Here is an 18,632-nt window from a genome sequence, read left to right on the forward strand (position 1 = left end):
GGACGAAATCGATGCCGGACACCGTAATTTCTGCTGATGCCCTGAGCCGCGTGCGTACGCTGTCGGGTTTACGCCATGCCGTGGCCGCCCTGCGCGCCGACGGCGCCACCATTGGCTTCGTACCGACCATGGGCGCCCTGCACGAAGGCCACCTCGCCCTCGTCAAGCAGGCCAAGGCCCTGTGCGACAAGGTCGTGGTGTCGATCTTCGTCAATCCGCTGCAATTCGCCCCGACCGAAGACCTCGACCGCTATCCGCGCACCGAAAACGCCGACCTCGCCCTGTTGAACAGCGTCGGCTGCGACCTCGTCTATCTGCCGACAGCCGACATTCTCTATCCCGCCGATTTCGTCAGCCGCATCGACATGCAGGGCCCTGCATTGGGCTTGGAGACCGATTTCCGCCCGCAATTCTTCTCCGGCGTCACCACGGTTGTGATGAAGTTGTTCAACCAGGTCCAGCCCGACCTCGCCGTCTTCGGTGAAAAAGATTACCAGCAACTGGCCGTCATCCGCACCATGGTGCGCGATTTCGACATGGCGATCGACATTGTCGGCTATCCGACCGTCCGCGAAGACGATGGCCTCGCCCTGTCGTCGCGCAACGCCTATTTGACGCCGGCCGAACGCGCCGTGGCACCCAAACTGAACCAGGCTCTCCGCACCATCGCGGCTTCCGCCGATCCCGAAGCCACCATCGCCCAGGCCAAGCTCGAGCTAATAGCGGATGGTTTCGGCCAGATCGACTATATCGCCCTGCGCGATGCCGATACGCTGGGTCCCGTGCGCGATGGTCAACCCCGCCGCCTGCTGGCAGCCCTATGGCTCGGCAAAACCCGCCTGATCGACAACATCCCGGCCGAGGCCGTAAACTCATAAATATGACTGTCGTGGCGGCTGAAATGGCAAGATCATGCCAGGAAGTGGCCGATGGCCATAGCCTACTGTGGCCGAGGTCACTGACGCCGCAGGATGAAGCCATTTCGCCGTCCGAAGGATGTGGCCCCTTTGCACGGACTACAGCGTCGAAAAATCTTGAAAATGTAGGCATTTCCAGCGATTTTTCTCCTTGTATCCGCACAAATGGACTCACATCACGGCAGCCATATTTATGAATTTACGGTCCATCTACCAAACGCCGGCTTCCTTCAACGCCTTCATCATATCCGGCGGCAGATCGGCCTCGGCTTCGGTCAGGTCGCGCGGTACATCCGACGCCTTGAGATAGCGCCAGCCCTGGAAAGGCCGACGCGGCTGCGCCTCGGTCAGGATATTTTTCGACCGCAGCCCGACAATCCAGTGATTGGCCTTTTCATCAAACTCGAACGACACAATCTCGCGCCGACACAGGATAACGCCCTTGATCACCCAATAGAGCGAGCCGCCATTGATCAACTCCTCCCAACGCGTCGGGCGATGCCGGGTGTGAATATAGGACATGTCGCCGGTGCGTTGCCGCTCCCAGGCCAGCAGGTCCTCGAGGCTGTCGGCGCCGACAGCCAATTTAACCAAATGAATGTCACTCACGGCGTTTACTATTTTCCTGTCGAAATCACTTTAAAACTTTAGAAGCATATCGGGCGCAACCCTATATGTAACCGCTCTGAGTCGATATAACAGAGCCCAGAGGAAATGTGATCCGAGTTGGCGACCATGGTTAAGCAAAGTCCGTCCCTACAGGAGGCCCTGGAGGCCCTATTCGGCACCACTTTGGGCCAGAGCGCCAGTTTAATTTCCCTGCCCGGCGGCTCGCGCCTGTTCAGCGCCGGCGACGAATCCGACCATCTCTACCTGCTGCGTTCCGGCCGTCTCGGTGCCTTCAAACACGACGAAGACCATGACGAACTCAGCCTGATCGGCATTATCCGCCCAGGCGAGCCGGTCGGCGAAATGTCGCTGATCGCCGGCACGCACCATACCTCGACCGTCATGGCCCTGCGCGACTCCGACCTGCTGGCCATGCCGCGTGACGAATTCCTGGCCGCCATGGACTCACGGCCGGAACTGCTGATGGCCCTGTCGCGCAAGATGATGGAACGCGCCCGCCGCGACGTGCCGACCGTCACGCCCAATGTCTTCGCCTTTTTCGCCCTGGGCGAAAAGCCGATCCGTCCCCTGGTCGAACGCATCGCCGTCCAGATCCGCGCCCTGGGCTACAAGGTTGCCATTCTTGACAAGACCTTTCACGGCACGACCCCCGAAGCCTTCACCAATATCGAGGCCGGAAACGACTATGTCCTGCACGTCGCCGAACGCCACGAAAGCCATTGGCGCCTGCTGAGCTCGCGTCAGGTCGACCACGTCTTCCTGCTCGCCGATGCCGATGTCAAACCGAACCACGCCGAAACCGAAGGCGACAAATCTCTGCTGCATCGCGCCCCCGACCTGATCCTGCTCTATCCGCCCGGCGTCAAAAAGGCCCATCTGCCTGGTCGGACCAAGACCTGGCTCGACGCCATCCAACCGACGCGCTGGTTCCACATCAATGACGACGACGTCGGCGACGCCGCGCGGCTGGCGCGCATCGTTACCGGCCACAGTGTCGGCATCGTCTTTTCCGGTGGCGGCGCCCGCGCCTTCTCGCAGATCGGCGCCATTCAGGCCTTGCGCGAAGCCCATATTCCTGTCGATTTCGTCTGCGGCTCGTCCATGGGCGCCATCCTGTCGGCCAGCCTGGCACTCGGCTGGGACGAAGCCGAGATCGACAGGCGCATCCGCGACGCCTTCGTCGATTCGTCGCCGCTCGACGACATCACCTTCCCTTTCATCGCCATGACCAGCGGCCACAAGGTCGATAAACGCCTGGAAAAGCACTTCGGCGACACGATGATCGAGGACATGCCTCTGCCCTATTTCTGTCTGTCGTCGAACCTGACGACCGGCGTCCTCAAGGTGCACAAGACCGGCATGTTGCGCAAAGCCTTGCGCGCCTCCATCTCGCTGCCGGGCGTTATGCCGCCTGTCGTCGAAGACGGTGAAGTCCTTGTCGACGGCGCCGTCATGCGTTCCTTCCCGGCGACCATGATGCGTAATATGCATCTGGGCACGGTTATCGGCGTCGACGTCACCCGCACCCGTGGACTCGACCCCAAGGCGCTCAGCGTACCGACCAATCTCGCCAGCTGGTTCGCGCGCGGCGATTGGCGCCGCGGTCCGCCGATCGTGTCGGTCCTGATGCGTTCCGCCACCATCACCACCGCCGCCGATTTGGCACTGTCGCGCGCCGCCACCGACCTGTTGATCATCCCGGAACCCCAAGGCGTCGAAATCCGCGATTGGAAAGCCTACGACCTGGCGGTGGAGAACGGCTACCAGACGACGGTCGCCACCCTAGCGCAACTCGACTCGCCGGTAACCACCCTGCGGAAGCTGGGCCACAGCGTCCACCCCAATATCCCGGCTTTCACGCCCGACGATTCCTACATCGCCGCGGCCTCGGAACCGCCCAATAAAAAAGCCGGCAACGGTAACGCTGCCGGCTGATATTTTCGAACTGGGTCGCGAGCTAATCCTTCAGGCCGCCCAGGCGGCGCATGATCAGCCAGACCGACACCGACACCAGAAGGATCCCGACCGTCGCCGTGATCACCGACAACATCATATAGTCGTGGAAGAAACCGTTGCGGATGACGGTCATGTCCTTGGATTTGTAATAGGCGGCCGCGGCGACACCGAGGCTGGCCAGACCCAGGACGCTGATGAATATCCACCAGAAGGTCGAGACGATCATCGTCCACCAGCTGGCGCCCTCTTCCTCCATCACCTCGGACGACAAGGCGATGCGGCCGCCGTCCATGGTCCAGTCCTCGTTGTCTTCGTCGTACATATCGTCGAATCGGGTGGCCTGGCTGGCGCGCAGCAGGCTGGCCTGCTCGGGCTGGGAAGACGCTTCCGGCGGCTTGTAGTCGCTGGGCAGCGGACGCTGCAGCTGCTCGCGCCAGTTCAAGGCGGCTTCCGGCTTGGCCGCCGTTAGTGCCGCTGCCTGAGCCGACGCCGACGATGACAGGTCGACCGGGGCCGGACGCGGCACTTCGACAACCGTCTCCACGGGCAGCGGACGGGCATAGGGATTGAGCGCCGTAATCACGGGAGCGGGCATGGACGAGGCCGATACCACCGGCGCAAACGGCAAGACGGTCGGACGAGGCTCGGGCTCCGGCTCCGGCGCAGGGCGAACAATCGGTGCGACGTCTTCGGCGCGGGCAGAGATGTCGATTGGCGTCGATTCGGCCGCGGACGGCGAAATGACGCTGTGGTTGCTGAATTCTTGCGGTTCGGGTTCGGGGACCGGGACAACGATCGGTTCCGGCTTCGGCGCGGCGGCCGGCGTCAGCGGGCCGCCCAAGGGACGACCGAGAGCGCCGCTACCATAGGGCGAATAGAGCCGCATCAGGGCGGCGGCCGCCTCGGCCTTGCGAGCCTTTTCGGCGTCTTCGGGGCTGATCGCCGGAGCTGCTACGGCCTGCGCGGCCTTTTCGCGTTCCACACGCTCGGCCTCGAGACGGGCCTGTTCAACACGGGCCTGTTCGGCGCGTTCGCGTTCCATCCGCTCCTGCTCGAGCCGCGCCTGTTCCTGGCGCTCCTGTTCAAGGCGCTCTTGCTCAAGCCTGGCTTGCTCGGCACGTTCCTGCTCAAGACGGGCCTGCTCAAGACGGGCCTGCTCCTGACGCTCCTGCTCGAGGCGTTCTTGTTCCAAACGGGCCTGCTCACGCTGGAAGGCCTCCATACGTTCGGCTTCGGCCCTTTCTTGTTCAAGTCTGGCTTGCTCAAGTTTGGCTTGCTCAAGTCTGGCTTGTTCAGCTTGGTTCTGCTCGGCGCGCTGGGCGTCCAGGCGCTGTTGCTCATGCATCCGCGCCTCTTCCTGAAGGCGGGCGGCTTCGCGCAGACGGGCTTCCTCGGCGGACCGGGCGGCCGCCAGAGCTTGCGACTGCCGCAGGGTTTCCTCACGAAGGCGCTGTTCTTCCTGGGCGCGCGCCAGCGCGGCCTGGGTATCGGCACTCATCACCGGTTCAGGCTCGTAGGCAGGGGCAGCAAACGCCGTCGGTGCCGATTCGACCGGCGTTTCGCGGATGGCCGATGACGACATCAGGCCTTGCGGCAGCTGTTCGACGACGGTTTCGGCGGGTGCCTGATATGGGGGCTGATATGGCGCTTGATAAGGGACCGGTTGCGGCGCGGGTTCCTGTACGACCGGCTGAGGTGCGGCCGGCTGGGGCGCAAACTGAGCCAGGTCGATCATCTGGCGCTCTACCGGCTGGGGCGCCGGCTGAACAAGGGGCTGCGGAGCGATCGGCGCCGCATAGGGCGAGGCGTAGGGCAACGGCACTTGCGCATGTGCGGGTTGCGGCTGCGGAGCCGGCTGCGGCTGGCCGACCGGATAGGCCGACAAGATGCCGCCACGGTCGGGTGCATTCAGTTCCGACGGACTGTTGGTCAGGGCTTCGTTGCGCCCATCTTCGACCGGGCGAACCAGCAGGGTCGGCGCATTGCCCGCCGCGTCTTCCGGCGTCAGGAACAGGTTCTTTTCGGCGGCGCGCCGACGGATCAAGGGCGCCAGGACATAGGTTTGGCCGTTGAATTCGGCGCTGCGCCAAGCATCCATGGCCAGGGCGGCCTCGGTCATGCGGCCTTCATTGGTGCGCTTCAGCACGGTCGAGGCGGCGAAATTATCGACACCGATATTGAAACAGAAGGACACCAGGGCATCAAACTGATTCTGGTTGATCGGCACCAGGACGAGGTTGTTGAGAGCGTCGACAATCGGCAGCAGGTCGAAACGCAACAGGGCGTCGGCGTCTTCCTGGGTAACGCGCGCCCCTTCGCGAGCTGAAAACGTATGGCCGTAGCCCAAGGTCCAGCGGCCGTCGGGCAAGCGGGCCGCGGTTTGACGCAGCCCTTCAAAACTTTTGATCAGTTCGACCCCGGCGCGGGAAACTTTTTGACGCGCTCTCATCATAACCCCAAACTGTCCGCCCGACTTGATCTGTATCGGGTGAAACTAACCCTACTGTGACCCAAAACAAGACGTTTTGTGCCCTACCGCCCTGATCCTAGCAAACCACAGACCGTTTAATATTTACAAGAGTATTATGGCAGCCAGTCCGAGGAAACTGAAAAATCCGCAGAAATCAGTGACCAGAGTGACGAAAATCGGCGACGCGCCGGCGGGATCGACGCCCATTTTCGCCGCCCCCATGGGGATCAGGGTGCCGGCCAGGGCCGCCATGGTGAAGTTGATCAGGATGGCGCCGGCAATGACCGCGGCCAGCTTCAGGTCATGCCAAAAGACAAAGGTCACGATCGCCAAACCCAAGGCCACGCAGGCCCCGACCAGCCAGCCCGATACGACTTCGCGCCAGATGGTGCGGGCGGCGTTGGTGGCCGTCAGCTCGCGCGCCGACAGGGCCCGCACCGACACGGTCAGGGCCTGGGTGCCGAAATTGCCGCCGATCGAGGCGACCACCGGCATCAGACTGGCCAAGACGACCATCTTGACGATCTCGCCCTGGAAAGCATTGATGACGGTCACCGAAGCGAAGGCCGTCAGCAGGTTGATCAGCAGCCAAGGCAGGCGCGACTTGACCATACCGACAATCCCGGTATCGCGGCCTTCGACGTCCGAAACACCGGCCAGGGCCAGGATATCTTCGCGGTTTTCCGCCTGGATGATGTTGACGATGTCGTCGACCGTGATCTGACCGACCAAGCGGCCGCTGACGTCGACGACCGGCGCCGAGATCAGGTGATATTTCTCGAAAATATAGGCGACCTCTTCCTGGTCCTGGTCGACCGTGATCTCGGTGATCGGCTCCATCAGGCTGGCCAGGGTCGCGTCGCGCTTGGCACGCATCAGCAAGGACACCGGCACGGCGCCGACCGGCTTGTGGCTGGGGTCGATGACGTAGATGTCGAAAAACAGCTCCGGCAGGTCGTCGCCGTTTTCACGCATATGGTCGATGGTATGGCCGACATTCCAGAAACTGGGCGCCGCCATGACCTCGCGCTGCATCAAACGGCCGGCGGTTTCTTCCTCAAAACCGAGCGAAGTAACGATGGCTTCGCGTTCCGATTCGGGCATGGCCGCCAGAACGGCCTTCTGCTGGTCTTCCTCCAGGTCCTCGAACACGGCGGCGGCATCGTCCGAATCGAGTTCCTGCAGCACCTCGGCGATATCGTCGGTGTGCAAAGTCTCGATGACCTCCTCGCGGATATCATCGTCGAGCTCAGGCAGGATGTCGGCCAGGGCATCGGCCGGGATCCACGGAATGATCTCCTCGCGATAATCCTCCGACAGAAACCCCAGCAGGTCGGCGATGTCGGCCGGATGCAGGGCGTCGAGCAGTTCACGCAGGCGCATACCGTCGCCGCGGTCGGCGGCATCGATCACCAGCGAAATATAGCGTGGATTAAGGGCGTAATCGTCGTTAAGGGCGAAGTCTTCGATCTGTTCCGGCGTAATCAGCTCGGCATCGATCTCTTCATTGTCGCGTCGATCCTTGACCGGACTTTCCTTGGCAGGAACGTCGCGGACAGCTTCCTTGACAAGGACTTCGTTATCAGGAGATTCGGCGCCTTTTTGAGGGGTTTCGGACTTCTGGCTCATGGCGCAGGCTCCCCTATAAAAACTCACCTCGAAAATCCGTAGACCTGGCACATTGGTTTGCCAAGCCGCAGCTCACTGAGCGAAGGCTGGTGCGGTCAAGAAGACTCGAACTTCCACGGGTTGCCCCACAGCGACCTCAACGCTGCGCGTCTACCAATTCCGCCATGACCGCAAGCCATCCGGAGAGGGGCGGCAATAGCAAGCCCGCATCCGTTTGTGAAGCCTTTTATGAGCCGATGGCCATAAAATCATACACATTCGCTGGGCGCGTCACCACGATCGAGATCTTTTCTTCGAAAATCTGGATTTCGCCGCGTGCCACCGGGTGGTTATTGGCCAGAATCCACACCTCGTCATGCTCGCGCGCATCCAGCGGAATCACGGCACCGCGGCCCATGCGCAAAAGCTGTTGCATCGGCAAGACCGAACGCCCCAAGAGTACCGAAATTTCGACGGGAACCGATCCCACCTGCGACGTTGTCAAAACCTAAGCCCCTCGGCACTCTACTGATTTCATGAACGCATCCAAAGCTTCGGGTGCGGTCCGGGAAACAAGCCCCCATATTAGGGCCTTGCGTCTTAAAACTTTATGACACATTGAGGCGACATGCTTGACGAGCCGTTAAAAGATACTTCTTTCCACAGCCATGACGACCTGCCCGCACCGGAATGGGTGGTGGCCCGGGGCTTGGTCCCCTACCCCGAAGCCCTGGCCTTTATGGAAGCCCGCGTCGCGGCGATTTCGGCCGGCGAAGCGCGCGAAATGGTCTGGCTGCTTGAACATCCGCCCATCTATACCGGCGGTGTTTCCGCCAGGCCGTCCGACCTGATCGCGCCGGACCGTTTCGAGGTCTTCCAGACCGGCCGGGGCGGCCAATATACCTATCACGGCCCGGGTCAGCGCGTCGTCTATGTGATGCTCGACCTCAACCGCCGGCGCAAGGACGTCCGCGCCTTCGTTCAGGCGCTGGAACAATGGATTATCGCCACGCTATGGACCTTCAATGTCGAAGGGCATATCCGCGACGGCCGCGTCGGTGTTTGGGTGGAGCGCAAGGATAAGGGTTATCCGGTTACCGAAGACAAAATAGCGGCTCTAGGCATCAAAATCCGCCGCTGGGTCAGTTTCCATGGCATCAGCCTGAATGTCGAACCCGACTTGTCGCATTTCGGCGGCATCGTGCCGTGCGGCATTACCGAACACGGCGTCACCAGCCTGCTCGACCTGGGCCTGCCTGTCACCATGGATGACGTCGATTACGCCCTGCGCGTCAGTTTCGAGACGATGTTCGGCCCGGTCGAGGCCGCCTAAACCACGGCCTTTTGACGATACAGCGTGCGGCCGTACCGGTTGTCGCCCCGCTCACCCGGCATCAGCGCCAGGTCGACAAAGGCCCATACCAGCACGACGACTGCAATGAAATCGAAGAAGCCCGACGGGGCCGGCCATACCATAAAGACGGCAACCAGAATCACCGCCGCCCACCAGCCATTGCGGCCACGATCATGCAAGCGTTTGGACAAAACACAGGCACCCATGCCGAGCAGGACCGGATACGCGACCCATCCCGTGACCCATTGCAGGGCYGGCGTGGTCGCCGCCTGATACAAGGCCAGCCCGGCCAGCAACACGGCGGACGCGATGACGAACGGCAGTTGGCGCGCCCGCCCCTTGGCGGAGAAAAACAGCTCGCCCCAGTCGGTCGTCGGGTTCATGCGGAAGTCCTTTAATCACAGCGTGTAACCGTCAGGCTTATAGCAAAATGCGGCGCCGGACCAAGGGATTTTGTCCGGCGCCGCATCGATACTGTCGGAGAGATTTTACGCGGTCAGACGGGTCTTGGTGATCGCCTTGAAGATACCGGCCATGGCCTGGTTCAGCTGGCTGGCGGTCTTCAGGTCGTAGAAGTAGGTCGGGTCGCTGGCGCAAGCGCGCAACATGTTGGAGTCGCCCTGGATCACCTTGACGGTAAAGACCGTGATCCCCTTGGCCTTGGCGTTGGCGCAGGCCATGGCGGTGCGCGCATTGATTTGCGCCGTATTGTTCGTCCAGCCATTGGCGGTATTGTCGCCGTCGGTGACGACGATCATGTATTTTTGCACCGTCTTGTCTTCGAACGGCACGGCGCCGGTGAAGGGCTGGTTGGGCGACAGGACTTCCATACCCCACTGCACGCCCATGGTGATATTGGTATTGCCGTCGGGCTGCAGGGTCTGGATGAAGCCGCGCGCCGAGGAGATGCTGGTGCTAAGGCCCTGGACTTCCTTGCCATTGCCGAAGTCACAATTGCGCAACTGGTATTGCGACAAGGGCACGCCGGTCGTGGCTGGAATGGCAGAGACGTCGTAATTATTGGCGTGGTCGCGGTCGGTAACGCAGCTACCCGAATAGCCTTGCAGGATCCCCAGGCTGTGCATGGTCGAGATGGTGCTGTTGCTCAGGCGGACCTGGGTATTGAAGGGCACGATGGCGACCTTGCTGTTCGACACATTGGCACCGTTGGTCAACAGGCTGGCCAGGGCCGCGTCGACCGATGTCTTCAGGTTCGGCATCTTGCCCGACTGGGCCATGGAGCCGGTCGTGTCCAGGACGAAGGCAATCTCATAGGTGTCGAGCTCGGTCATGGCCTTGGAGACGACGGTGACCGGATAGGTGTCCTTGCCGAAAAAGGCGCCGAAATAGCTGGTGACATTGGCCTTGACGACATAGTTCTCGCTGATCTTCTTGCCATCGACCGTGCGCTCCAGCTTGCGGGTGACGTTGGAAGCATCCTGTTTGGTGAAGTTCTGATCGAAGGCGATATCGGCGGCGATGGAGCGCTGGCTGTCCGAGGCGCTGTTCATGTTCATCGTACGCAGCACGGCCAGGTCGGCGGCGTCCTGCATGGCGCGGCGCACCGAATCGACGCGGGAAAAGTCGACGGCCCCACCGACAAAACCCATCAGTACGAAACTGCTCAAGCCGAAGATCAGAAAGACATTGCCACGGCGATCGTGCCACAGCGACGACAGAAAACGGGTAAACACAGACTGGCGGCCGGACGAGGTTTTCACGACGATGATCCTTGCGGTTGTGCAAATGAGGCTCTGTCCGAAAACGGGACAGATACCCCAACATTGCAAAGCACGGGCCGTGTGTTTGGAGAATATTAACCTTGACCATCCTGCGGACGGCGCAGGAGCGCCCCGCCGCGGTCGTTCCCCGAAAAGGGCTGTGGGCGAGATTCGGAGTAGATGTGGCCTTTTTTAAAGAAAACCGGCGCTCCGAATAGAATGCGGCCAGATACATTAAGCATTATATTACCAATAAGCCGGTGACAAAGCCTTTGCAATCCAAGGCATTTCACAAACCGATGCAGAAGCAGCCGAGCCAAAAAAAAGAGCGCCCCTTGCGGGTGCGCTCTTAAGGTTTCGGCTGGTTTTGGTAAACAGGGCCGGAGTTTCGGAGTGGGGGTTAGTTGGTCAAACGGACCTTCTTGATCGACTTCATGATCTTGCCGAGGGCGCCGCTGATCTGGGTCGAGTTCGACAGGTTGTAATAGTAGCCCGTCTGGCTGGCGCAGGCCGACAACATGTCGGAATTGCCCTGTTCGAGGCGAACCGTGAAGACAGTGATGCCGAGGTTCTTGGCGGCAGTACAGGCGAGCGCCGTGCGGGCGTCGATCGTACTTGAGGTAGTGGTCCAGCGGTTTTGCGTATTCAGGCCGTCGGTCAGCACGATCATGTACTTGCTAACGCTCTTGTCGGTAAACAACGCGCCACTGGTGAGAGGGGCTGTCGGCGTCAGGACTTCCATACCCCACTGGATGCCGATGGTGATGTTGGTATTACCGGCCGGTGTCATCTTGGCAGCGTAGGTACGAGCCGCGGCGATATCCGTCGTCAGGTCCATGAGCGGCAACAACGAGTTGGTGGCGCACTTGGCCGCCGGATACAGGGTCGCCGTATTGGTCGTAACCGGTGCGTCGCTCTGCACGTCATAGGGCTGTGTGCGGTCGATGACGCAGCCCGACCAGTTGTTGGTGCCGACGCCCAGCAAGGTGTCCGTGCTGTTGATCGTGTTGTTGTCCATATAGACGGTGGTCGAACCGCTGCCGTACCCGCCGGCCGTCGGCACACCATAGGTGATGACGCCGTTATAGACGGTATAGGTGCCGTTATAGCCGGCCTGGGACGGCGTATAGGTACCAGCATTTGTGCTGTAATAGCTGCTGGTGCCGTAATTGTTGGTCTGCGTCGCTGTCGAGGTCCCGAGGGTATAGGTCGTCAGGCGATACGAGGTGATATAGTGGTAGCTGCTGTTGTAATAGCAGTTGTGATTGCAGCCCCAGCTCGGATTGACGAAATAGGACGCCGAATAAACGTAATAGGTGCCGTTATTGGTGCGGGTATATTCCTGCACATTGGCGGCGCAGGACGTCCCGGCGGTCGAGCCGAAGGAACTGGTGATCGAGGCGCACAGATCGCTGTTGGAGTCGGTCACGGCGTTACACTGAGCGGCGCTCAGAGTGGTGCAGCTGATGGTCGGTACGGTGACGAAACCGGTGGCATAGCCCGTCATGCCGGCGACATTGCTGAGGGCGACCTGAGTATCGAAGGGTACCAGCGCAACCTTGGTGTGGCCGGCATTATTGCCGTTGGAATCGAGCAGCGAAGCCAGGGTCGTGTCGAGGCTGGCCTTCAGCGCCGTCATCTTGTTGTTGCTGGACATCGAGCCGGTATTGTCAAGCACGAAGGCGATTTCCGCCGAATTGATGCTGACGGCCGCCTTGGCATTGGCGCTGATGTCGACGGCGTCGATACCGACCAGGCCCAGGACGTACATTTTCAGGTGCGCCGTAGCGGCATAATTCACTGTCTGGACGTTGTTGACCACCGACGACGTCAGCAAGCCGCTGGCGCTGGCCAGGCGGGGATCGAGCTGGGTGCAGTCGAGCGCCGAATTGGCGTTCGCCGGTGGCGCCGCGACATTGCACTTGAAGGCCTTGTCGGCGGCGATCGTCTGGTTGGCCAACAGGCCGGTGGGCTCCAGGGCGCCATTGATCGCCGCGCTGTCGGCAGCGTCCTGCAATCGCATCTTGGCGGTGACGATATTGCCGAAATCCACCCCGCCACCGATGGCGGCCGCCGTCGGAATCATGGCCAAGGCTGTAATCATGGTCACATTACCCCGCGACTGCGCGATAAAACGACGGAAGAAACGACTTACAAAAGTCATGGCGAGGGCCTTGGGGCTAATGCGTAAACCCATTACGGGCGTGCAACGGCGATTGCCTCAAAAGTAACAACGATCTGTTAAAAACCAGACAAGAAGACTGGTAAACACAAACAGGCCCTATATTAAGTATAAGGAAATTTAACAGTTACAAGTTGTTAGGCATAGAGCAATTTCAAGTCTGGCTAACAGCCGGTTAACCTTGATCCGATGGTGGAATGGCCAGGCCAAGACCACGACACAACTCCGCCATGTCTTCCGGAAGGAGCGCTGTCAGGGTCTTTTCCCCGCCCGCCGGGTGCGGAAAGGTCAGGCTCAAGGCATGCAGCATCAGGCGCCGTACTGGAAAGCCATCCACGCTGAGCGCGCCGCCATAGCGCGCATCGCCGGCAATCGGCGCGCCCAGGTGCGCCAGATGGACGCGTATCTGGTGCATGCGGCCGGTATAGGGACTGCACTTGACCAGGGCGGCATCCGCGGTGCGGCTTAAGGTTTCGAAATCGGTGCGCGCCCCTTGTGCATCCGGATGGTCGGGCGCGCACACCCGGCTATAGGACTCACGGCCGATCTCGTCGCGACGCAGCGGCACCTCGATCGTGCCTCGGTCGGGCAAGGCTTTGGGATTGGAAACGATACAGAGATAGGTCTTGGCAAACGCCCGCCGCGCCAGGGCCTTGCCGAGGAAAGACGTCGCCGGGTGGTTCTTGGCGACCAGCAGGATGCCCGATGTGTCGCGGTCAAGGCGATGAATGAGATTGGGCCGCTTGCCGTTGGAGCGGGCAAATGCGAACATCATGTCGTCGAGATTGAGGCCATCGCCGCGCCCGCCCTGCGACGACAGACCGGACGGCTTGTTGAAGCCCATGATCAGATCGTCCTCATAGACGATCATCGACTTGACCCAGGCGATATCCTCAGGCGTCAGCGGCTTGACCGGCTGACGCACCATATCCTGCTTGCGCGGTTGCGGCGGGCGGCGGCGCCCGCTTTGCTGGGCCTTTTGATGTTGCGGCGAATGCTTGACCATGGCCCGTGCCTAAACGGCGCGAGCGCTCGCGTCAAAGGGTTAGTTAAAGACTTCAACATAGTCGCCAACGTCCTTTTGCGATGGCTGGAAGAACCAGTAGAGCAGGATGAAATAGCCGAAGACCAGCAGGAGCAACAGCCATCCCCCGCTTTTGTTGACGTCGTGAAGACGCCGCACTGCCATGGACAGGCTTGGAATCACCAGCAACACCGGCGGCATGACGATCATGGTCAGGACAGGCCAAATAGCTGTGCTGTCATTGACAATGAACATGACTGCCAAGACGTAGCCCGCAAAACAAACGGCACCGGCGAAGATCGCAAAGGTCCAGAAATCGAGTCGGCTGGCACGGCCGGTAAAGTTCAGCGCGCGGACAAAACCCGACGCAATGGCCGCCGGAATGGTTTTTGTCGTCGATGCCGGCCCGAAGCGGTTGGCCGTGGCATCGCGCCTGAGGATAAAGGGCAGCGACACCAGGAAGACCACCATGGCAATGCCTCCAGCTATAATGCCCAGAAATGCAAGTCCGAACAGGAACATGCCCCCTCCCCTTGATCAGCGCTTCTGTTTGATGTCGCGCAGTTCCGCCAGATAGTCCAGACGTTGCTTCGTCTTGCCCTCATGGCCGTCGCCCTTCGGATCGTAGAATTTCGGCCGCCTGACGCCATCGGGGAAATAGTTTTGGCCGGAAAAGCCGTCCGGATCGTCCGGGTCATAGATATAACCGGCGCCGTAGCCGATATCCTTCATCAGCTTGGTTGGTGCATTGAGGATAATCGCCGGCGGATCGAGATGACCGGTCTCCCTGGCCAGCTTGGTCGCCGCCTTGAACGCCGTATAGACGGCATTGGATTTCGGCGCCGACGCCATGTGAACGACCGCCTGAGCCAGGGCCAATTCCCCTTCCGGTGAGCCCAGGACTTCATAGGTGTCGCGCGCCGCATGGCACATCAATAACGACATCGGGTCGGCATTGCCGATATCCTCCGACGCCATGCGGATCATCCGCCGGGCTATAAACAGAGGATCGTCACCGCCGTTCAGCATGCGTGCCAGCCAGTACAAGGCCGCGTCCGGGTCGGAGCCGCGCACCGCCTTATGCAGGGCGGAGATGAGATTGTAATGCCCCTCGCGATCCTTGTCGTGATTGGGGCGGCGCTTTTGCAGATGCGCCAGCAGCCCTTCGGAATCGATCGGCTCCTCAAAACCCATATGGTCGAGCGACTCGATCAAACTCAATATATAGCGGCCGTCGCCGTCGCTGAGCAGTTTCAGCGTCTCATAGGCCTCGGGCGTCAAAGGCAGTTTGCGGCCGAGAAAGTCCTCGGCGCGGGCAATGATCTGGTCCAAAGCCTTGTCATCGAGGCGTTTCAACACGAAAACCTGGCAACGCGACAACAAGGCGCCATTCAACTCGAACGATGGATTTTCCGTCGTCGCGCCGATCAGGGTAACGACGCCGGCCTCGACATAGGGCAAGAAACTGTCCTGCTGAGCGCGATTGAAGCGATGAATCTCGTCAACGAACAGAACCGTGCGCGCGCCCATCCGGTGCCGGGTCTGCGCCCCTTCGAAGACCTTTTTCAGGTCGGCGACACCGGAAAATACCGCCGAGATCTGCTGGAATTCATAGCCGGCGGCTTCGGCCAACAAACGCGCGATCGTCGTCTTGCCGACGCCCGGCGGTCCCCACAGGATGAGGCTGGGCAGAAAGCCGCGCTCGATCAGCCGGGCAATCGCCCCACCCTCGGCCAACAAATGATCCTGGCCGACGATATCGCCAAGATTCTGCGGCCGCAGCCGGTCGGCCAGCGGCTTGGCCGCGTCATCGACACTTGGCATGGCATTTTTGAGAACGGGTTCGACATCGCCGAAAAGGTCGGTACTGGGTGCGGGCATGAAACAAATATAGAACGATTGTCGGTCTTTTCAATGACCTAATCCAGGGCACCGCCGGCGATAGCCTTGATAAAGGCGGCTCCCTCGTCCGTCGCCCATTCGGTCATACCTGGCCGCGGGTGCTTTTTGACCTCCTCGGCCTGGGCCTGGGCTTCAGCCACCGTCTTGGCCGTGACCGAGACGATACCGACGCCCTGGGACCGCCCGCGCACTGCGCCCTTGGCGTCGACCAGCAAGAGGCACGGCAGGGTATAGGGGCTGCGACTGTCGCCGCTGAAGGTGCGCGCAATCTTGTCGCCGCCTTTCGGCTCGACCCACAAAGGCAAGGTTTCCGCCTGGGTCTTGGCCAGGGCCTTTCGGGCGCCGGCCAGGTCGAGATGTTTGGCGCTGGCGCTCAGAATGGCGCGGACTTCGAAGGTCGGAGACGCATAGCGCTGCTGCACCATGGCCAGATCGCCAGCCTCGATCAGGCACGGCGTGCACCATTCCGCCCAGATCGACACCAGGCGCACCTTGCCGCTGAGTTCGCCGAACTGATGCTGACCGTCATCACCGATCAACTTTGTCGTCGGCATGACGAACGGCGGCACGGTGTAGAATCGCTGCGCCACGCGGTTGCTGGACAACGGCCCGTCATAAAAGACCCGGACACTGGCGGCATCGGCGGACGATGCAACCAAAGCTGCCAGTCCCGTCGCAAAAAATTCCCGTCTGCGCATCGCTCCCCCTGTAATCCAAGACCTTACGTTCAATCAGCAAATTTACCAGATTCGCAACAGGCCTTGCTGACTATGGCGCTACTTGTCGGCCAAAACCAGGGCCGCAATAGCTTCCGCCTTCTTGAACGCGCTCGCTTCAGTGTCCCCTCCGCGTTGATAGATAACCAGATGCAAGTCTGGGTCGAAGGTGTGAAGCTCGCTACTGGCAGCCGAGAAGTCCCAAACGGCAGGACGCCCCAGAACCTGCACACTGATGCCAGGTTTTAGATGGTCGTTACCGCGCGTGGCTCGCCGGATAGCGTTATACGCCGCGGCATTATACATATTCAGGAAAGGAGGCAGGCGAATCTCCACCATGACCTGTGCGCCAGGATTGTCATCGTTGCCGGGGAAAAGACAGCTCGCACCGTCCGAGCCCTCGCACAGCCCGCCACAAACATCCAGTCTGTCAACGCTTGGGGCGATAAACTTGAGACCGGTGATTTGTTCCAGGTCCGCAGGCGTAACGCTGTCACAGGTCGGCGGCCCCGCCTTGGCTATGGCCGGCACCACGAAAACCGCAAATATAGCCGCCAAGGTCAGAAGAAAGTGGCGCACATGTCCCCCGTTCCGTCCGATCGCTATGAAAACTGCGCCGTAATCACCTGCCCGTTGCGCACGATCGAAATCCGCCACGCCCGCGCCCCGGCCTTCAGCACGCCATCGATATCGCCCGTCGTCGAGATCGTCTTGCCGTTGACGCTGCGGATAATGTCGCCCGGACGCAGGCCGACATTAGCGGCATAGCTTTGGCCCGAATCGATCGACAGGATCATCACGCCCTTCGGCGCGTCGAACGGATCGACACCGATCTCGTCGGCCACTGCCGGCGACAGATTGACGACGTGAGCGCCTGAGAACGGGTTCTCGCCCTTCAAGACCCGTTCGTCTCGTGGCGGCGAACTGGATGGCGCCTGGGCCTTGATATGCAAGTCTATGGGCTTGCCGTTACGCAGGCCCTGGACGTCGACCGTCTGGTTCAACTGCATCAGGTTAAGGCGGTAATCCAGCGAGGCCGCGTCATTGACGGGTGATCCTTCGATCGACAGGATGACGTCGCCCGTCTTCAAACCCGCCTGGTCGGCTGGACCGCCGGCATAGACATCCGAAACCAGCACGCCTTCAGGGCGGTCCATACCCAAACTGCGTGCGATATCGCCCGTCACCGTGTCGCCCTTGGCGCCCAGCCAAGGCCGTTGCAGATGGGTGGCGCCACCGGCGGCGCTGTCGACAACGCGCTTGACCAAGGCCGCCGGAATAGCGAACCCGACTCCCGACGAGCTGCCCGACCCCGACAGGATCATCGAATTAATACCGATCAGCTTGCCGTTCATATCGACCAGGGCGCCGCCGGAATTGCCGGGATTGATCGCGGCGTCGGTCTGGATATAGGAGCCGGTGCTTTGGCCGACATCGGTGCGGTCCAGGGCGGAGATAATGCCATTGGTCACGGTCTGACCGACGCCGAACGGATTGCCGATGGCCAGGACCAGGTCGCCGACCTGCAAATCGCGATCGTCATCCAACTGCAGCGTCGGGAAGGTCTGGCCCTTGGTATCGATCTTGAGCACGGCCAGGTCGGTGCGCGGATCGGCCAGCAGCAGCTTGGCCGGATATTCCCGGCGATCGTTAAGCACGACCATGAAGGTGGTGCCGCCCTCGATGACATGGTTGTTGGTGACAATGATGCCGTCGCCGCGAACGATGACCCCTGACCCCAACGACTGCTGCATCTGCTGCCGCGGCTCCATGCCGCCGAACATCTGCCAGAACGGATCGACCTGCTGGCGCACCATGCCGCGCGAATAGACATTGACGACCGCCGGAGCGACATTCTTGACGACCGGCGCGAACGACGCCTTCATACCCAGGGCCGAGGACGGCACCTGGCGCGGCTGGCTGGCGGCGTCATTGAAACCGGAGCCGGAGAACTTGTTCGAATCCTGGGAGTGGCTGGGCGAACAGGCCGCCAGCAGGGCCATCATCGACAGGGCAACGGGTGCGCGCAGGTTCATATAAAATTCCCCAATAAATATCAGTAGTGTCAGCTCCTAAATGTAAAAATCAATACGGCCTTATCAAGGCTTACGGGCGACGCGATTCAGCCATATTTTAAGCGTTCCCGGCCCGA

The 18,632-nt window shown here is 60.8% G+C and carries 16 protein-coding genes and 1 tRNA gene; 3 read left to right on the forward strand and 14 right to left on the reverse strand.

All coding sequences use genetic code 11. The features are described from left to right. Positions 1-11: 11 nt before the first annotated feature. Positions 12-878 (forward strand): pantoate--beta-alanine ligase, encoded by an 867-nt coding sequence (gene panC / locus AC1DX3_RS04160; RefSeq protein WP_476987967.1) that lies wholly within the window; start codon positions 12-14, stop codon positions 876-878. A gap of 249 nt (positions 879-1,127) precedes the next feature. On the opposite strand, the gene AC1DX3_RS04165 is transcribed toward panC, so the two are convergent. After that, positions 1,128-1,511 carry a DUF1489 family protein gene (locus AC1DX3_RS04165; RefSeq protein ID WP_476987968.1) on the reverse strand — a complete coding sequence of 128 codons (384 nt, stop codon included), beginning with the start codon at positions 1,509-1,511 and terminating at the stop codon, positions 1,128-1,130. Positions 1,512-1,652: 141 nt separating this feature from the next. Here AC1DX3_RS04165 and AC1DX3_RS04170 point away from each other — a divergent pair, with 141 nt between their 5' ends. Continuing rightward, positions 1,653-3,482 carry a patatin-like phospholipase family protein gene (locus AC1DX3_RS04170; protein ID WP_476987969.1) on the forward strand — a complete coding sequence of 610 codons (1,830 nt, stop codon included), beginning with the start codon at positions 1,653-1,655 and terminating at the stop codon, positions 3,480-3,482. Between the two features lie 22 nt (positions 3,483-3,504). Here the strand turns inward: AC1DX3_RS04170 and AC1DX3_RS04175 are convergent, their stop codons facing one another. The 4 genes from AC1DX3_RS04175 to AC1DX3_RS04190 form a co-directional block, all read right to left on the reverse strand. Then, complete coding sequence (locus AC1DX3_RS04175) at positions 3,505-5,955, reverse strand: lysozyme (RefSeq protein WP_476987970.1); 2,451 nt, start codon at positions 5,953-5,955, stop codon at positions 3,505-3,507. A gap of 120 nt (positions 5,956-6,075) precedes the next feature. Continuing rightward, entirely contained in the window at positions 6,076-7,602 is a 1,527-nt protein-coding gene (gene mgtE / locus AC1DX3_RS04180; protein WP_476987971.1) for a magnesium transporter, read from the reverse strand. 87 nt (positions 7,603-7,689) lie between these two features. Then, positions 7,690-7,774, reverse strand: a tRNA-Leu gene (locus tag AC1DX3_RS04185). 54 nt (positions 7,775-7,828) lie between these two features. Then, a complete protein-coding gene (locus AC1DX3_RS04190) occupies positions 7,829-8,086 on the reverse strand; it encodes a FliM/FliN family flagellar motor switch protein (RefSeq protein ID WP_476987972.1) in 258 nt (85 codons plus the stop codon). A 123-nt stretch (positions 8,087-8,209) separates the two neighbouring features. Between AC1DX3_RS04190 and lipB the strand changes: the two genes are divergently transcribed. Continuing rightward, positions 8,210-8,914: a lipoyl(octanoyl) transferase LipB gene (gene lipB / locus AC1DX3_RS04195; protein ID WP_476987973.1), complete on the forward strand. Its 705-nt coding sequence runs from the start codon at positions 8,210-8,212 to the stop codon at positions 8,912-8,914. Here the strand turns inward: lipB and AC1DX3_RS04200 are convergent. The 9 genes from AC1DX3_RS04200 to AC1DX3_RS04240 form a co-directional block, all read right to left on the reverse strand. After that, positions 8,911-9,318, reverse strand: a complete 408-nt coding sequence (locus AC1DX3_RS04200; protein ID WP_476987974.1) for a DUF805 domain-containing protein — start codon at positions 9,316-9,318, stop codon at positions 8,911-8,913. The genes lipB and AC1DX3_RS04200 overlap by 4 nt on opposite strands. A 105-nt stretch (positions 9,319-9,423) precedes the next feature. Further along, positions 9,424-10,656, reverse strand: a complete 1,233-nt coding sequence (locus AC1DX3_RS04205) for a vWA domain-containing protein (RefSeq protein WP_476987975.1) — start codon at positions 10,654-10,656, stop codon at positions 9,424-9,426. A 400-nt stretch (positions 10,657-11,056) separates the two neighbouring features. Beyond that, complete coding sequence (locus tag AC1DX3_RS04210) at positions 11,057-12,760, reverse strand: pilus assembly protein TadG-related protein (protein ID WP_476987976.1); 1,704 nt, start codon at positions 12,758-12,760, stop codon at positions 11,057-11,059. 253 nt (positions 12,761-13,013) lie between these two features. Beyond that, complete coding sequence (locus AC1DX3_RS04215) at positions 13,014-13,844, reverse strand: RluA family pseudouridine synthase (protein ID WP_476987977.1); 831 nt, start codon at positions 13,842-13,844, stop codon at positions 13,014-13,016. Between the two features lie 39 nt (positions 13,845-13,883). After that, the gene (locus AC1DX3_RS04220; protein WP_476987978.1) at positions 13,884-14,384 is read right to left on the reverse strand and encodes a DUF805 domain-containing protein; all 501 of its coding nucleotides are present in this window, start codon (positions 14,382-14,384) and stop codon (positions 13,884-13,886) included. A gap of 15 nt (positions 14,385-14,399) precedes the next feature. Beyond that, entirely contained in the window at positions 14,400-15,686 is a 1,287-nt protein-coding gene (locus AC1DX3_RS04225) for a replication-associated recombination protein A (protein WP_476988033.1), read from the reverse strand. 95 nt (positions 15,687-15,781) lie between these two features. Further along, on the reverse strand, positions 15,782-16,423 hold the full coding sequence (locus AC1DX3_RS04230; protein ID WP_476987979.1) for a TlpA disulfide reductase family protein: 642 nt from the start codon (positions 16,421-16,423) through the stop codon (positions 15,782-15,784). 117 nt (positions 16,424-16,540) lie between these two features. After that, positions 16,541-17,137, reverse strand: a complete 597-nt coding sequence (locus AC1DX3_RS04235; protein ID WP_476987980.1) for a hypothetical protein — start codon at positions 17,135-17,137, stop codon at positions 16,541-16,543. Further along, entirely contained in the window at positions 17,083-18,516 is a 1,434-nt protein-coding gene (locus AC1DX3_RS04240) for a Do family serine endopeptidase (RefSeq protein WP_476987981.1), read from the reverse strand. The genes AC1DX3_RS04235 and AC1DX3_RS04240 overlap by 55 nt, the downstream gene beginning before the upstream one ends. Positions 18,517-18,632 lie beyond the last annotated feature (116 nt).

The sequence above is a fragment of the Asticcacaulis sp. P2_B1 genome, from assembly GCF_056404915.1.

Excerpts from the sequence above, each read along its gene's own strand:
- panC (WP_476987967.1), top strand. The coding sequence starts at position 12 with ATGCCGGACACCGTAATTTCTGCTGATGCCCTGAGCCGCGTGCGTACG.
- AC1DX3_RS04170 (WP_476987969.1), top strand. The coding sequence starts at position 1,653 with ATGGTTAAGCAAAGTCCGTCCCTACAGGAGGCCCTGGAGGCCCTATTC.
- AC1DX3_RS04175 (WP_476987970.1), bottom strand. The coding sequence starts at position 5,955 with ATGATGAGAGCGCGTCAAAAAGTTTCCCGCGCCGGGGTCGAACTGATC.
- mgtE (WP_476987971.1), bottom strand. The coding sequence starts at position 7,602 with ATGAGCCAGAAGTCCGAAACCCCTCAAAAAGGCGCCGAATCTCCTGAT.
- lipB (WP_476987973.1), top strand. The coding sequence starts at position 8,210 with ATGCTTGACGAGCCGTTAAAAGATACTTCTTTCCACAGCCATGACGAC.
- AC1DX3_RS04210 (WP_476987976.1), bottom strand. The coding sequence starts at position 12,760 with ATGATTACAGCCTTGGCCATGATTCCGACGGCGGCCGCCATCGGTGGC.
- AC1DX3_RS04215 (WP_476987977.1), bottom strand. The coding sequence starts at position 13,844 with ATGGTCAAGCATTCGCCGCAACATCAAAAGGCCCAGCAAAGCGGGCGC.
- AC1DX3_RS04220 (WP_476987978.1), bottom strand. The coding sequence starts at position 14,384 with ATGTTCCTGTTCGGACTTGCATTTCTGGGCATTATAGCTGGAGGCATT.
- AC1DX3_RS04225 (WP_476988033.1), bottom strand. The coding sequence starts at position 15,686 with ATGCCAAGTGTCGATGACGCGGCCAAGCCGCTGGCCGACCGGCTGCGG.
- AC1DX3_RS04240 (WP_476987981.1), bottom strand. The coding sequence starts at position 18,516 with ATGAACCTGCGCGCACCCGTTGCCCTGTCGATGATGGCCCTGCTGGCG.